The 14625-nt window shown below is 64.7% G+C and carries 12 protein-coding genes; 6 read left to right on the top strand and 6 right to left on the bottom strand.

The features are described from left to right. Positions 1-25 precede the first annotated feature (25 nt). The 6 genes from IF803_RS26140 to IF803_RS26115 form a co-directional block, all read right to left on the bottom strand. Positions 26-799 (bottom strand): SDR family NAD(P)-dependent oxidoreductase, encoded by a 774-nt coding sequence (locus IF803_RS26140; RefSeq protein ID WP_461193989.1) that lies wholly within the window; start codon positions 797-799, stop codon positions 26-28. A 126-nt stretch (positions 800-925) separates the two neighbouring features. Next, positions 926-2071, bottom strand: coding sequence for a pimeloyl-CoA dehydrogenase small subunit (pimD, locus tag IF803_RS26135; protein ID WP_028339065.1), 1146 nt, complete (start codon positions 2069-2071; stop codon positions 926-928). 185 nt (positions 2072-2256) lie between these two features. Next, a complete protein-coding gene (gene pimC, locus IF803_RS26130; RefSeq protein ID WP_461193987.1) occupies positions 2257-3447 on the bottom strand; it encodes a pimeloyl-CoA dehydrogenase large subunit in 1191 nt (396 codons plus the stop codon). A gap of 167 nt (positions 3448-3614) precedes the next feature. Continuing rightward, the gene (locus tag IF803_RS26125; RefSeq protein ID WP_461193985.1) at positions 3615-4802 is read right to left on the bottom strand and encodes an acetyl-CoA C-acyltransferase; all 1188 of its coding nucleotides are present in this window, start codon (positions 4800-4802) and stop codon (positions 3615-3617) included. Next, positions 4799-6517: a dicarboxylate--CoA ligase PimA gene (gene pimA / locus IF803_RS26120; protein WP_461193983.1), complete on the bottom strand. Its 1719-nt coding sequence runs from the start codon at positions 6515-6517 to the stop codon at positions 4799-4801. The genes IF803_RS26125 and pimA overlap by 4 nt, the downstream gene beginning before the upstream one ends. Positions 6518-6659: 142 nt before the next feature. Further along, a complete protein-coding gene (locus tag IF803_RS26115; protein ID WP_304497530.1) occupies positions 6660-8756 on the bottom strand; it encodes a 3-hydroxyacyl-CoA dehydrogenase NAD-binding domain-containing protein in 2097 nt (698 codons plus the stop codon). A gap of 180 nt (positions 8757-8936) precedes the next feature. On the opposite strand from IF803_RS26115, the gene IF803_RS26110 reads away from it, so the two are divergent. The 6 genes from IF803_RS26110 to IF803_RS26085 all read left to right on the top strand — a co-directional run bounded on the left by IF803_RS26110 (position 8937) and on the right by IF803_RS26085 (position 14556). Then, on the top strand, positions 8937-9803 hold the full coding sequence (locus tag IF803_RS26110) for an IclR family transcriptional regulator (RefSeq protein ID WP_018269093.1): 867 nt from the start codon (positions 8937-8939) through the stop codon (positions 9801-9803). Between the two features lie 69 nt (positions 9804-9872). Further along, entirely contained in the window at positions 9873-10670 is a 798-nt protein-coding gene (locus IF803_RS26105) for an ABC transporter ATP-binding protein (protein ID WP_016847575.1), read from the top strand. Then, the gene (locus IF803_RS26100) at positions 10667-11380 is read left to right on the top strand and encodes an ABC transporter ATP-binding protein (RefSeq protein ID WP_038384532.1); all 714 of its coding nucleotides are present in this window, start codon (positions 10667-10669) and stop codon (positions 11378-11380) included. The genes IF803_RS26105 and IF803_RS26100 overlap by 4 nt, the downstream gene beginning before the upstream one ends. Before the next feature lie 13 nt (positions 11381-11393). Next, positions 11394-12272: a branched-chain amino acid ABC transporter permease gene (locus tag IF803_RS26095; RefSeq protein ID WP_028339071.1), complete on the top strand. Its 879-nt coding sequence runs from the start codon at positions 11394-11396 to the stop codon at positions 12270-12272. A 2-nt stretch (positions 12273-12274) separates the two neighbouring features. Continuing rightward, positions 12275-13297 (top strand): branched-chain amino acid ABC transporter permease, encoded by a 1023-nt coding sequence (locus IF803_RS26090; RefSeq protein WP_028339072.1) that lies wholly within the window; start codon positions 12275-12277, stop codon positions 13295-13297. A gap of 29 nt (positions 13298-13326) precedes the next feature. Beyond that, positions 13327-14556, top strand: coding sequence for an ABC transporter substrate-binding protein (locus IF803_RS26085; protein WP_028339073.1), 1230 nt, complete (start codon positions 13327-13329; stop codon positions 14554-14556). Positions 14557-14625 lie beyond the last annotated feature (69 nt).

Below are 14625 nucleotides of genomic sequence, written 5' to 3'. Positions count from 1 at the left end.
TTGCGGGGAGGCGAAGGAACGGCGCTTACGTCGCCGCCGTCGTGACGCCGCCGTCGACCACGATGGTCTGGCCGGTCATGAAGGTCGAGGCGTCGGAAGCGAGATAGGCCACCGCGCCGGCGATCTCGTCGGGCTCGCCGATGCGGCGGAGCGGCGTCGATGCGGTGCGGCGCTTCAGATTGTCCGGATCCTCCCACAGCGCGCGGGCGAAATCGGTCTTCACCAGGCCGGGCGCCACGCAATTGACGCGCACGCCCTTCGGCCCCCATTCGCCGGCGAGGCTGCGGCACAGCGCGAAGTCGGCCGCCTTGGAGATGCCGTAGGCGCCGATCACCGTCGAGCCGCGCAGGCCGCCGATCGAGGAGATGATCACGACCGAGCCTTTGCCGCGCTCGGCCATCTGCGGGATGGTCTGCGAGCAGAGCCAGATGTTGCTCTTGACGTTGGCGCCCATGATCTTGTCGAAGGCCTCGTCCGTGATGTCGAGCAGCGGGCCGTAATACGGGTTCACCGCGGCGTTGCAGACCAGGATGTCGATCTTGCCGTAATGCTTGATGGTGCCCGAGACCAGCGCCTCGACCTCGTTGCGGCGTGAAATGTTGCAGGGGATGACGAGCGCATCGCCGCCCGCCTTCTTGATGCCGTCGGCGACTTCCTCGCAGGCGTCCGCCTTGCGCGAGGAGATCACGATCTTGGCGCCGAGTTTGGCCAGGAGCTCGGCCGAGGAGCGGCCGATGCCGCGGCTCGAGCCGGTGATGACCGCGACCTGGCCGGTGAGATCGAACGGGGTGTTTTTCATTGTTGTTGTTTCCCTGTTATTTGCACGTCATTCCGGGGCGCGACGCAGTCGCGAACCCGGAATCCAGAGGTTGCGGCGCGAGATTCCGGGTTCTCGCTTCGCGAGCCCCGGAATGACGGAGATGGCTCAAGCCAACAACCCGCCGCCCTCGCTGACGCGACGGAGGTGGTAGTCGGTGTCGCCGAGCGTGTTCTCGATCATGGTCAGCCGCTTGAAGTAGTGGCCGATCTTGGCTTCCATGGTCATGCCGATGCCGCCATGAAGCTGGATCGACTGCTGGCCGACGAACTTCAAGGACTTGCCGACCTGCACCTTGGCAGCGGCAACCGCTGAAGAACGCTCCTTGGCATCGTCGAAGTCCGACGCCATGGTCGCGAACATCGACATGCTGCGGGCCTGCTCCAGCGCCACGAACATGTCGGCGGCACGGTGCTGCAGGCTCTGGAACGAGCCGATCGCAACCCCGAACTGCTTGCGGGTCTTGATGTACTCGACGGTCTCCTTCAGCGACTCGTCCATCGCGCCGACCGCTTCGGCGCACAGCGCAATGCGGGCTTCGTCGGCGACGCGTTCGATCAGGGGCAGGCCGTTCTCGGGATCGCCGATCGCAGCGTCAGCACCGACCTCGACATTGGTGAAGGTGATGTCGGCCGCATGCAGGCCGTCCTGGGTGGGATAGCCCTTCCTGGTGACGCCCTTGGCATCCGCCGGAACCAGGAACACGCCGATGCCGGTCTTGTCGCGCTGGCCGCCCTTGGTGCGCGCGGTCACGATCAGCGTGTCGGCGTTCTCGCCGTTGAGCACGACGAACTTCTCGCCGTCGATCACCCAGCCGGCCCCCTTCTTCTTGGCCGTGGTCACGACGTCGAACAGATCGTAGCGCGAGTTCTTCTCGAGCTGGGCAAAGCCGAAGGTCTTGCTGCCGTCGATGATGCCGGGAATGTACTTGGCCTTCTGCTCGGCCGAGCCGCCATGGCGCAGGAAACCGCCGGCGACCACGACGGTGGCGAGATAAGGCTCGACCACCAGCGCCTTGCCGAGCGCTTCCATCACGATCATGGTCTCGACCGCGCCGGCGCCGAAGCCGCCGTCGGTCTCCGCGAAGGGCAGACCAAGCAGGCCCTGCTCGGCGAGCTTGCCCCAGAGCGCTTTGCTCCAGCCGCCCTTCTCCTTCATGTACTTCTTGCGCGCATCGAAGTCGTAGGCATCCGCCAGCAACCCGTCGACGCTCTCCTTGAGAAGCCGCTGCTCCTCGGACAGATCAAAATCCATGTTCGTTCCCTTAACTAACTGATCGTTGTTCAAACCGGGGCTCTTCACCTCGCCCCGCTTGCGGGGAGAGGTCGGATCGCGAAGCGATCCGGGTGAGGGGGTACAGGTCTCTCGACAGTCGTTGCTCGGAGAGATGCTCCTCACCCCAACCCTCTCCCCGCAAGCGCGGGGAGAGGGAGAGAGGATCAAAGCCCCAGCACGGCCTTGCTGATGATGTTGCGCTGGATCTCGTTGGAGCCGCCGTAGATCGAAACCTTGCGGTTGTTGAAGTAGCTCGGCGCGATCTGCGCGGTCCAATCCATGCTCTCGTTCGAGCCGGCATCGCCGTGCTCGTCATAGGGCGCGGCGAACGGGCCGATGATCTCCATCAACAGCTCGGTGGTGGTCTGCTGGATCTCCGAGCCCTTGATCTTGAGCACCGAGGACGCCGGATTGGGCTTGCCCTTGCCGTGCTTGCCCTCGTCGGCGACGACGCGGAGCTGGGTCAGCTCGAGCGCCTTCAGCTCGATCTCGCAGGCCGTGAGCTTCTCGCGGAACGCCGGATCCTCGATCACAGGACGGCCGCCGGACTCGACCTTGGACGCCAGCGCGCGGATGCGGCGCAGCCGCTCCTTCGAAACGCCGACCCGGGCGATGCCGGTGCGCTCATTGCCGAGCAGGAATTTGGCGTAATCCCAGCCCTTGTTCTCCTCGCCGATCAGGTTCTCGTAGGGCACCTCGACGTCGTCGAAGAACACTTCGTTGACCTCGTGGCCGCCGTCGATGGTCTGGATCGGGCGCACGGTGACGCCCTTCGACTTCATGCTGAACACGATGAAGGAGATGCCCATCTGCTTCTTCGCGCCCGGATCCGTGCGGCAGAGGCAGAAGATCATGTCGGCGTGCTGGGCGAGCGTGGTCCAGGTCTTCTGGCCGTTGATGATCCACTTGTCGCCACGGCGCTCGGCCTTGGTCTTCAGCGACGCAAGGTCCGAACCCGAGCCCGGCTCCGAGAAGCCCTGGCACCACCAGTCGTCGACATTGGCAATCCGCGGCAGATATTCCTTCTTCTGCTTCTCGTTGCCGAAGGTGTAGATGACCGGGCCGACCATGCTGACGCCGAAGGCGAGCGGCTGCGGCGCGGGGTAGGATTGCAGCTCTTCGTTGAAGATGTAGTGCTGCACGGTGCTCCAGCCGGTGCCGCCATATTCCTTCGGCCAGTGGGTGACGCCCCAGCCCTTCTTGTTGAGGATGCGCCACCAGGTGACCATCTCGTCCTTCGACAGATGGCGGCCTTCCTGCAGCTTGCGCCGGGTCTCCGGCGGCACGTTGTTCTTGAAGAACTCCCGCACCTCCTCGCGAAACGCTATCTCTTCCTTGGTGAAAGCGAGATCCATCGGATCCTCCTTTTGAGCGAAACCTAACGTCTTGTTTCGTTGTCGTCCTGGCGAAAGCCAGGACCCATTACCACCGGCCTTCGTTGTCCTGCGAAGGCGACTGCCGTCCGTGCCCCTTACCCCGGCCGCGGGGTATGGGTCCTGGCTTTCGCCAGGACGACGGTGAATTACTGCACCACCTCGAACAGGCCGGCCGCGCCCATGCCGCCACCGACGCACATGGTGACGACGGCGTATTTGGCCTTGCGGCGGCGGCCCTCGATCAGCGCGTGGCCGGTGAGCCGCGCACCCGACATGCCGTAGGGATGGCCGACCGAGATCGCGCCGCCATTGACGTTGATCTTCTCCGGATCGATGCCGAGCTTGTCGCGGCAATAGAGCACCTGCACCGCGAACGCCTCGTTGAGCTCCCAGAGATCGATGTCGTCGACCTTGAGGCCATGGCGCTTCAGCAGCCGCGGCACCGCGAACACCGGGCCGATGCCCATCTCGTCCGGCTCGCAGCCGGCGGAGACGAAGCCGCGGAAGATGCCGAGCGGCTTCAGGCCGCGCTTGGCGGCTTCCTTGTCGCTCATGATCACGGAGGCGCTGGCGCCGTCCGAAAGCTGGCTGGCATTGCCGGCGGTGATGGTGAAGCCCTCGCCGCGCACCGGCTTGAGGCTGGCAAGCCCTTCGGCCGTGGTCTCCGGCCGCGGACCTTCGTCCTGCGACAGCGTCACCTCCTTCATCGTGACGGCACCGGTCGCCTTGTCGGTGACCGCCATCATGGTGGTGATCGGCGCGAGCTCGTCCTTGAACTTGCCGCCCTGCTGCGCGGCCGCGGTGCGGCGCTGGCTTTCCAGCCCATACTCGTCCTGCTTCTCGCGCGAGATGTTGTAGCGCTTGGCGACGATCTCGGCGGTGTCGATCATGGGCATGTAGACCTCGCCCTTGATCTCGAGCAGCGCCGGATCCTGGGCGTGGAAGGAATTCGTCTTGTCGTTCTGCACCAGCGAGATCGACTCGCCGCCGCCGCCGACCGCGATCTCGACGCCGTCGAAGATCACCGAGCGCGCGGCAAGCGCGATCGCCTGCAGGCCGGAAGCGCACTGGCGGTCGATCGTGGTGCCGGCCACGCTCACCGGCAGCCCGGCGCGGAGCAGCGCCTTGCGCGCGATGTTGCCGCCGGTCGCGCCCTGCTGCATCGCCGCGCCCATCACCACGTCCTCGATCTCCTTCGGATCGACCTTGGCGCGCGCCACAGCCTCGCCGATCGCGTGCCCGAGCAAGGTCGCGCCTTCGGTGACGTTGAGCGCGCCGCGATAGGCCTTGCCGATCGGCGTGCGGGCGGTGGAGACGATAACGGCGTCGGTCATGAGCGGGATCCTGATGCAGTCTGCTGTGGTTTGGATTGAGATGTCTCGGTTTTAGCAGTCTTGGTTTGAGAAGGCCTGGGCTGCTGCTGCCGCAATTCGTGACGCGACAGCTTGCCGACCGGGGTTCGCGGCAGCTCGTCGACGAACTCGACCGCCGCCGGCAGTTCATGCTTGCCCACCTTGCCGGTGAGGAACGCGCGCAGCTCGTCGATCGAGAACGCCGGCTGCCCGTCGCGCAGCTTGATGAAGGCCTTTGCCGCCTCACCGCGGTAATCGTCGGGAATCCCGATCACGATCACCTCCTGCACGGCGGGATGGGTGTAGATCGCCTGCTCGATCATCTGCGGATAGACGTTGAAGCCGCCGGAGATGATCATGTCCTTCTTGCGGTCGACCAGATAGAAATAGCCGTCGGCGTCCATGTAGCCGATGTCGCCGGTGAGGAAGCGGTCGCCGACGAAAGCCTCCGCCGTCTCCGCCGGCCTGTTCCAGTAGCCCTTGGTGACGTTCGGACCGCGGATGCGGATTTCACCGACCTCGCCGACCGGCATCACCCTGGTGGAATCCTCCAGCGACACCACGTCCATCTCGATGCCGGGCAGCATCAGCCCGATCGAGCCCGGTTTCTCCGGCCCCTCCTTGGGATGGCCGGTGCCGGGCGAGCAGGTCTCGGTCATGCCCCAGCCGCTCTTCAGCTTCATGCCGACGCGGCGCTCGAAGATCTTCGCGACCTCCACCGGCAGCGGCGCGCCGCCGGAGCCGGCGACCACCAGCGACGAGAGATCGCGCTTGTCGAGATCGGGCAGCGAGGCGATCGCGATCCACATCGTCGGCACGCCGGGAAACACCGTCGCGCGCTTGACCTCGATGTCGCGCATCACGGCCTCGACGTCGAAGCGCTGGTGCAGCGAGATCAGATGGCCGCGCCGGATCGCCGACAGCAGCACGACGGTCAGTGCGTAGATGTGAAACAGCGGCAGCACGCAGATCACGCGCTCGATCGCGTTGCGTTCGAGCCGCCCGGGCTTGCCCCAGACGTCGTAGATCGACACCGCCGCGGTGAGATTGCCATGGCTGAGCATGGCGCCCTTGGGCAGGCCGGTGGTGCCGCCGGTATATTGCAGCAGCGCGACGTCCTCGACGTCGACCGCCGGCCATTGCGACGGCTTGGTCGCGCCGTCGATGAACTGGCGATGCGTGATGACAGCAGGATTGTCGGGCAGCGCGGTTTGCGGCGTGCCGACCTTGCCCCAATTGTCGTCCTCGCAGACGATCAGACGATCGAGCAGACCCTTGGCGAGGAATTTCAGCGCGGTCGGCAACAGCGCCGACAAATTGCTGGTGACCAGCACCCGCGCGCCGGAATCGGACAGCTTGTGCGACAGCGCGATCTCGCCGTCGAGCGGCGACAGATGCACGACGCGGGCGCCGGCTTTCAGCGCGCCGAAGAAATTGATCGGATGGTCAGGCGAATTGCCGAGGAACAGCGCGACCGACGTGCCCTTGCCGTAGCCGGCCCGCATGAAGGCCGCAGCGGCGGTCTCGACCAGGGCCTCCAGTTCGGCGTAGCTGATCGGCCGGTCGCGGAATTCGAGCACCGGGCGCGCGCCGAACTCGGCGGCGGCGCTCGAGAGCAGATCCGGCAGCGTGCCGCGCGTGATCTCGTCGCTCCACTGCACGCCGTTGGGATAATATTGTTCGCCGGGATAGGTCATGGATGCCAGACTCTGGAAACTGTCATTCCGGGGCACGCGCAGCGTGAACCTAAGATGCGCAATTGCGCATCGGGGAATCTCGAGATTCCGGGTCTGCGCCTTACGGCGCATCCCGGAATGACACGTGGTTACAGTCGGCCAATCACGCCGCCTTCGACGGCGCGGCGAGCGAGGCGAAGGTCTTGCCCTCGTCGGCGAGCTTCTTGAGCAGCGGCGCCGGCTCGAGCGAGGGATCGTTGGTCTCCTTGGCGTAGAAGGCCAGGCGATCGGCGATGTGCTTGAGGCCAACGGTGTCGGCCCAGAACATCGGACCGCCGCGATAGATCGGCCAGCCATAGCCATAGAGCCAGACCACGTCGATATCCGACGGACGCGCCGCGATGCCCTCGGCGAGGATCTTCGCGCCTTCGTTGATCATCGGGTACATCATGCGCTCGAGGATCTCGTCGTCGCTGACGACGCGCTTCTTGCGACCGAGGCGCGCCAGCGTCTCGTCGATCAGCTTCTCGACCTCCGGATCGGGCAGCGCCGCGCGCGAGCCCTGCTCATACTTGTAGTAGCCCTTGCCGGTCTTCTGGCCGAAGCGGCCGGCTTCGCAGAGCGCGTCGGCGATCTCCGACTTGATGCCGCGGTCCTTGCGCGAGCGCCAGCCGATATCGAGACCGGCGAGATCGCCCATCGCGAACGGGCCCATCGGCATGCCGAACTTCGTCACCACGGCGTCGACCTGCTGCGGCAGGGCGCCTTCGAACAACAGCTTCTCGGACTGCTTGCCGCGCTGCGCCAGCATGCGGTTGCCGACGAAGCCGTCGCAGACGCCGACCACTGCCGGCACCTTGGCGATCTTGCGGGCGATCGAGACGGCGGTGACCAGCGCGTCCGGCGCGGTCTTGTCGGCGCGCACGATCTCGCACAGCTTCATGACGTTGGCCGGCGAGAAGAAGTGCATGCCGAGCACGTCCTGCGGACGCTTGGTCGACTGCGCGATCTCGTCGATGTTGAGATAGGAGGTGTTGGAGGCCAGCACCGCGCCCGGCTTGGCATACTGGTCGAGCTTGCCGAACACCTCCTTCTTGACCGCCATGGTCTCGAACACCGCCTCGATCACAAGGTCGGCGTCGCCGACGTTCTCGATGCCGACGACGCCGTTGATCAGCGCCATGCGCTTGGCGGGCGCGTCCGCCGGGATGCCACCGCGCGCGGCGGTCGCCTCGTAGTTCTTCTGCATGATGCCCATGCCGCGCTTGAGCTGCTCCTCGCCGGTCTCGATCAAGGTGACCGGGATGCCGGCATTGGCGAACGACATCGCGATGCCGCCGCCCATGGTGCCGGCGCCGAGGATGGCGACCCGCGCCACGTTGCGGCCCTTGGTGCCCTCGGGGACACCGGAGATCTTGGCGGCTTCGCGCTCGGCGAAGAACGCGTAGCGCTGTGCCTTGGACTGGTCGCCGTTCATCAGCTTGAGGAAGCCCTCGCGCTCCTTCTTCAGGCCTTCATCGAACGGCAGGTCGATCGCGGCGCCGACGGCGTCCGCAGCGGCGAACGGCGCCTCGAGGCCGCGCGACTTCTTGGTCAGCGCAGCGACCGCATTGGTGAAAATCGAGCGATCGGCCTTGGCCGCGGCGAGCTTAGAGTCGTCGTCGCGCAGCTTGCGCAGCGGACGCTTCTCGGCGACCACCTTGCGCGCAAATGCCTCACCGCCCGAGGCCGGACCCTCGACGATCTCCTCGATCAGGCCGGCCTTCAGCGCCGCGTCCGCGCCGATCGGATCGCCGCCGACGATCATCTTGACCGCGAGCTCGGGACCGACCGCGCGCGGCAGGCGCTGGGTTCCGCCCGCGCCGGGCAGCAGGCCGAGCTTCACTTCGGGCAGACCGAGCTTGGCGTCCTTGGTGGCGACACGGTAGTGGCAGGCCAGCGCAACCTCGAGGCCGCCGCCGAGCGCGGTACCGTGGATCGCGGCCACGATCGGCTTCGGCGAACTCTCCATCAGGCTCAGCACTTCGGCGAGCCCGGGCGGCTTCGGCGGCTTGCCGAATTCGGTGATGTCGGCGCCGGCGATGAAGGTGCGGCCGGCGCAGGTCAGCACGATGCCCTGAACCTGCGCGTCATCGATCGCGCTCTTGATGCACTCGAAAATGCCGCCGCGCACCGCGGCGCTCAGCGCATTCACAGGCGGACTGTTAACCGTGACGACGGCAATATTGTCATGACGTTCGAGCTTGACGACTTCACTCACCGGGACTCTCCCTGGATGCTTGTTCTTGGACTTGTGTTGAGTAGCTGCACGACTTGCGTTGAGCCGCTACGATTAGACCAATTTCGCACTGCGAAATTTAATTCCACATCTTGACATGGAGGGTTATTTTGAAGCACGTGCCTTGTCAACGAGCATGACAAGGGCAGGGCAAGGATAGGGATGAAGCGCGCTAGCAAGAAAGCCGCGACCGATCGCAATTTCGTCGTCGCGCTTTCCCGCGGACTGGACGTCCTGCGCGCATTCCAACCCAATGACGGGCTGCTCGGCAATCAAGAGATTGCCGCCCGCACCAAGTTACCGAAGCCAACCATTTCCCGGCTGACCTACACGCTCACCAAGCTGGGATACCTTACACCTGTACCGAAGTTCGAGAAGTACCAGCTCGCGCCGTCGGCGATGGCACTCGGCTACGCCGCGCTCGCCAATCTCGGCGTTCGGCATTTGTCCGAGCCCTATCGAGAAGAAGTGATGCGCGCGACCGGCGGCGCAGTCGCCGTCGGCGGCCGCGACCGCCACAGCATGATCTATTTCGGCCAGAGCCGGAACGGCCTGGCGCTCGGCGTACAACTCGACGTCGGTTCGCGGGTGCCGATCGCAACCACGGCGATGGGACGTGCCTATATTTGGGCATTGCCGCCCGACGAGCGTGCGGCTTTACTGCGCGAGCTGCGCGATCACTACGGCAGCCGCTGGGCCAAGATGCGCGACGGCATCGAGCGCTCCGGCGAGACGGTCGCGAAGCACGGCTTCACGATGTCCGCAGGCGACTGGCAGAACGACGTCGCCGCGGTCGGCGTTGCATTGAGATTGAACGACGGAACCGGTCCTTACGCCTTCAATTGCGGCGCGCCGGCATTCCGCTTCACGGAAGACAGATTGCTCAACGACATTGGACCTCGTCTTGTGGCGATGGTAAGGAACATCGAGCAGGCGCTCGGTGGAATGGCGCCGCAATCCAAAAAAGAAGAACGCAAAAAGACCAGAGTAGGAGGGAAAGTTGCACGTTTGGCCGAGGGGATCAGATAGCCTCCATCACGTCCAGCGAAACGCATCGCAGGGCCGCTCGCACCGCTCGAAGACGGCGGGCGAGACGAGATGACGCAGGCACAACTCGCGCAGGGGAATGATCCCCTGCTCGCGGTTCGCGACGTCAGCGTCGTGTTCGGCGGCATCATCGCACTGAACGGCGTGTCGTTCGACATGCGCCACGGACAGATCCTCGGATTGATCGGGCCGAACGGCGCCGGCAAGACGACGCTGTTCAATTGCCTGTCGCGGCTCTATCAGCCGTCGTCCGGCGACATCCTGATGGAAGGCAAGAGCATCCTGTCGCGCCCGCCGCACCGGATCGCCGAGATCGGCATCGGCCGCACCTTCCAGAACGTCGCGCTGTTTCCCAACCTGTCCGTGATCGACAATGTGCGCGTCGGCGCGCATGCGCGCACCTCGAGCGACATCGTCAGCGACTCGCTGCGCCTCGCCTGGGTCCGCCGCGGCGAGACCGACATGAACAAGAAGGTGCACGACATCCTCGGCTATCTCGATCTCGAGGACGTCGCCCACACCGTGGTCTCGGGACTTCCGTTCGGCACCCAGAAGCGCGTCGAACTGGCGCGCGCCCTGGCCGCGGACCCGAAGATCCTGCTGCTCGACGAGCCGGCCGGCGGCCTCAATCACGAGGAAGTCTATGTGCTCGGCGACCTGATCCGCAAAATCCGCGACGACCGCAAGATCACCGTGCTGCTGGTCGAGCATCACATGGGTCTCGTGATGTCGATCGCCGACCACGTCGTCGCGCTCAATTTCGGCCGCAAGCTTGCCGAAGGCACGCCGGCCCAGGTCCAGGCCGACCCTGATGTCATCAAGGCCTATCTGGGGAGCAAGGACCAATGACCACGATGCTCAACGTCAAGGACCTGCGCGCCTATTACGGCCAGGTTCAGGCCCTGCACGGCCTCTCCTTTTCGCTCAACGAGGGCTCGCTGACCACCCTGCTCGGCGCCAACGGCGCCGGCAAGACCACCACGCTGCGGGCGATCTGCAACATGGTGCGCTCGACCGGTGCGATCGAGTTCGAGGGCAAGCCGATCGGCACGCGCTCGACCGAAAACGTAGTCCGCCTCGGCATCGCCCACGTGCCGCAGGGCCGCGGCACCTTCACCAACATGACGGTGGAGGAAAACTTGCAGCTCGGCGCCATCAGCCGCCCGGACAAGAAGGCGATCGGCGCCGACATCGAGCGGATGTACGAGCACTTCCCGGTGCTGAAGCAGCGCTACACCCAGCAGGCCGGCACGCTGTCCGGCGGCGAGCAGCAGATGCTCGCGGTGGCGCGCGCGCTGATGCTGCGGCCGCGCCTGATGCTGCTCGACGAGCCGTCATTCGGCCTCGCGCCGCTGATCGTGCGCGACCTGTTCCGCATCCTCGGCAAGATCAATCGCGAGGAAAAGGTGACCATCCTGGTGGTCGAGCAGAATGCGCAGCTGGCGCTCGAACTCGCCGACCAGGCCTATGTGATCGAAACCGGACGGATCGTGATGTCGGGCAATGCCAAGGACATCGCGAACAACGAAGACGTCCGCAAATCCTATCTCGGCTACTGAGGGAGCTGGCACAATGGAGCTTTTTGCCAACCAGGTCCTGGCCGGCATCGCCACGGGCGCGATCTATGCCTGCATGGCGCTCGCGGTCGTGATGATCTACCAGGCCATCGACCATCTGAATTTCGCCCAGGGCGAAATGGCGATGTTCTCGACCTTCGTGTCCTGGCAGCTGATGCAATGGGGCGTGCCGTATTGGGGCGCCTTCGTGCTCACCGTCGCCTTTTCGTTCGCCGCCGGCATCGTCATCGAGCGGCTGCTGTTCAAGCCACTGGCCAAGGCGCCGATCCTGACCAATGTCGCCGGCTTCATCGCGCTCTACGCGATCATCAACTCGGTCGCCGGCCTGATCTGGGACTTCACCATCAAGCAGTATCCGACGCCGTTCGGCTCCTCGCCGTTCCTCGGCAGCCAGCTGATCTCGACCCACCAGGCCGGCATGATCGGCATCACGCTGCTGATGCTGCTCCTGCTGTTCTTCTTCTTCCGCTTCACCCGGGTCGGTCTGGCGATGCGCGCGGCAGCCTCGCTGCCGGAATCGGCGCGCCTCGTCGGCATCAACACCTCCTGGATGATCGCGCTGGGCTGGGGCATGGCCGCCTCGATCGGCTCGATCGCCGGCATGATGATCGCACCTGTGGTGTTCCTCGAGCCGAACATGATGCTCGGCGTGCTGATCTACGGATTTGCCGCAGCCGTGCTCGGCGGCCTGTCGAGCCCGTTCGGCGCCGTCATGGGCGGCTTCCTGGTCGGCGTCTTCGAGAACCTCGTCGGCACCTACATCCCCGGCGTCGGCAATGAACTGAAACTTCCGATCGCGCTTGCGCTGATCATCGTCGTCCTGGTCGTCAAACCGGCAGGCCTCTTTGGCCGCGCCATCGTGAAGCGAGTTTGATCATGAGCGCCGCTGAAGAAGTCGAAGTCGTCACCGAAGGCCAGGCCGTCGAGGCCGTTCCCAAGCGCGCCATGACGCTGGGCTACGGCACCTCGCTCGTCGTGCTCGCCGCGCTGATCCTGATCCCGCTGTTCGTCAAGAACTTCATCATCTTCCAGATGACGATGCTTCTGATCTACGGCATCGCGGTGCTGGCGCTCAACATCCTGACCGGTGGCTCCGGCCAGTTCTCGCTCGGTCAGAGCGCGTTCTACGCCGTCGGCGCCTATACCTCGGCGATCCTGATGGAGCATGCGGGCATGAACTATGCCCTCACGCTGCCGATCGCCGGCATCATCTGCTTCGGCTTCGGCTTCCTGTTCGGCCAGCCGGCGCTGCGGCTTTCCGGCGTCTATCTGGCGCTCGCCACCTTTGCGCTAGCAACCGCGATGCCGCAGCTTCTAAAGCTGGGCTATTTCGAGCACTGGACCGGCGGCGTGCAGGGTCTCGTGGTCACCAAGCCGGATGCGCCGTTCGGCCTGCCGATGGGGCAGGACATGTGGCTGTATTACTTCACGCTGGTGGTCACGATCGCGATCTATATCGCTTCGGTGAACCTGCTGCGCTCGCGCTCGGGCCGCGCCTTCATGGCGATCCGCGACAACGAGATCGCGGCCTCCGCGATGGGCGTCGACGTCGCGCTGTACAAGACGCTGGCGTTCGGCGTCTCGGCCGGCATCACCGGCGTCGCCGGCGGTCTCGGCGCCATCGCGGTGCAGTTCGTGGCGCCCGACGGCTACACCATCCAGCTCGCGATCTCGCTGTTCCTCGGCATGGTGGTCGGCGGCGTCGGCTGGCTGCCCGGCTCGATCGTGGGCTCCGCCTTCATCATCTTCGTGCCCAACATCGCCGAGGGTATTTCGAAGGGCCTTTCGGGCGCGGTGTTCGGCGTGCTGCTGTTCCTCGTCATCTTCCTCGTGCCGCACGGCGCCAGGCAGGTTGCGATCGTTGCCCAGCAACTGGCCGCAAAGTTCAAGAAAAACTGACAGCCTATAGAAGCAAACCAGGAGATATTATGCTTTCTACCGTTCGGATCGCCGCGATTTCCGCGGCGATCGTCGCTGTTGCCGCGACGTCCACGACCGCATTCGCCCAAAAGAAATACGACACCGGCGCAAGCGATACCGAGATCAAGGTCGGCAACATCATCCCCTATTCGGGTCCAGCCTCCGCCTACGGCGTGATCGGCAAGACCGAAGAAGCCTACTTCAAGATGATCAACGATCGCGGCGGCATCAACGGCCGCAAGGTCAATTTCGTCAGCTATGACGACGCCTATTCGCCGCCGAAGGCGGTCGAGCAGGTGCGCAAGTTGGTCGAGAGCGACGAGGTGTTGCTCGTCTTCAACCCGCTCGGCACCCCGTCCAACACCGCGATCCAGAAATACCTGAATTCCAAGAAGATCCCGCAGCTGTTCGTCGCGACCGGCGCCACCAAGTGGAACGACCCGAAGAACTTCCCGTGGACCATGGGCTGGCAGCCGAGCTACCAGAGCGAAGCGCAGATCTACGCCAAGTGGCTGATGAAGGAGAAGCCCGACGCCAAGATCGCGATCCTCTATCAGAACGACGATTTCGGCAAAGACTACCTCAAGGGCACCAAGGACGGCTTTGGCGCCAAGGCGGCCTCCAGCATCATCATGGAGGAGAGCTATGAGATTTCGGAGCCGTCGATCGACGGCCACATCGTCAAGATCAAGGCCGCCAATCCCGACGTCCTGCTGATCTACACCACGCCGAAGTTCGGCGCGCAGACCATCAAGAAGACCGCCGAACTCGGCTGGAAGCCGCTGCAGATCATCACCAACGTGTCGGCCTCGGTCGGCAGCGTGATGCAGCCGGCCGGCTTCGACAACGCGCAGGGCGTGCTGTCGGCGGCCTACGCCAAGGACGGTGCCGACACGCAGTGGAACAACGACCCCGGCATGAAGAAGTGGGCCGAGTTTCTCGACAAGTACATGCCGGGCGCCGACAAGACCGACGGCGGCTATGTGTACGGCTATGGCGCCGCACAGACGCTCGCCAAGGTGCTCGAAATGTGCGGCGACGATCTCACCCGCGCCAACGTCATGAAGCAGGCGGCGAGCCTGAAGGACTTTACGCCCGACACCCTGCTGCCCGGCGTCAAGATCAACACCTCGGCCACCGACTTCGCCCCGATCGCCCAGCTGCAGATGCAGCGCTTCAAGGGCCAGAAGTGGGAACTGTTCGGTGAGATCATTTCCGGCGACGTCCCCTCCGAGTGACGTTGCACTGCGGGAATAAAACAACAGCCTCCGCGATATCCGTCGCGGGGGCTTTTTGTTGACGCCCCG

The organism is Bradyrhizobium sp. UFLA06-06 (genome assembly GCF_054820065.1).
This window is presented reverse-complemented; position numbering and strand designations above follow the sequence as displayed.